The organism is Listeria valentina (genome assembly GCF_011800755.1).
GTDB lineage: Bacteria > Bacillota > Bacilli > Lactobacillales > Listeriaceae > Listeria > Listeria valentina.
In genome coordinates, this window is sequence record NZ_JAATJW010000150.1 from 1 (window position 1) to 950 (window position 950).

General features: G+C 33.3%; 2 protein-coding genes. Both read left to right on the forward strand.

Features of this window, described 5'->3' with window-relative positions; all coding sequences use genetic code 11:
* The first annotated feature begins 127 nt into the window (after positions 1-127).
* A complete protein-coding gene (locus HCK02_RS13905) occupies positions 128-391 on the forward strand; it encodes a hypothetical protein (protein WP_167630692.1) in 264 nt (87 codons plus the stop codon).
* Positions 372-638, forward strand: coding sequence for a hypothetical protein (locus HCK02_RS13910; protein WP_167630693.1), 267 nt, complete (start codon positions 372-374; stop codon positions 636-638). Before HCK02_RS13905 ends, HCK02_RS13910 begins: the two co-directional genes overlap by 20 nt.
* Positions 639-950 lie beyond the last annotated feature (312 nt).

Here is a 950-nt window from a genome sequence, read left to right on the forward strand (position 1 = left end):
AAACTACATAAAAAAAAAGAACTAATTTATCATATAAAAAAGTTCTATTACTATTGACTAATCGTAAGAAATAACCAATGTAGAAATAAAAAGGGATTATGAAATTTTAAAAGCACTTGAGAAGTCTTTGCAAACGTATCACACCGAAAAATTAGAACTTTTGAAATTCGATGAACAAGATTATATCAAAGATGCACTTGATTTTTTACATGAAGATGAAGCCTTAACACTAAATCATATTCAAGAGCTTATTAATGAAGCTAAGAAAGACTTAAACGCAACGCGAGAAAAGAAAAAACAACAACGTAAAGAAGAAAATAGATTACTAGATGAACTATTAAGAACAGATCAGGAAAGCGAGGAAGGGCAACATGAGCAACCCGATAACTGACGCCTTAGGCGAGGTGGAAAAGAAGCTAGACAAGTTACTTATAACTAATTTTACGGCGAGTAATGCCGTTTCAACAACTAAGCACAATGAAGTTTCATCAGAAGATGAAGAAAAAGAGATGATAACAAGTTTTAAAAAGAAGGATAAAAGCGACATGGAGAGCCTTAACAGCGCAATTAAAGGTAAATGGTTCAACTCTGCAGAAAAAGCGTTGAAAGAGGCTAGAAATAAGTTTAAAGATATTTAAAGCGTTAGCGCAAAGCTAGCGCTTTTTTGCATACATGGTGCCAAATAAAAATATAGAAGCGAAATAGTGGGCTACTTTGAGTAGTCTGTTTTTTATTGCCTTCTTCATACGTAGAGAATGTGTTCTCTGTGAGTAGGGAAACTTGCGAAAATCGTATATTGATTTTAAGGGCTCAAATAGACGTTCTAAGAGCTCTTGATGTGTTTTGGTAGTTTGGTTATCTTTAGGTGAAAAAACGCTTAAAAAGCCTTTTTGTGAGTTTTAAATTACTTTGAACGTTAATAGGTATCTTGCCCTTTTAGAAATTCGAGC

Excerpts from the sequence above, each read along its gene's own strand:
- HCK02_RS13910 (WP_167630693.1), top strand. The coding sequence starts at position 372 with ATGAGCAACCCGATAACTGACGCCTTAGGCGAGGTGGAAAAGAAGCTA.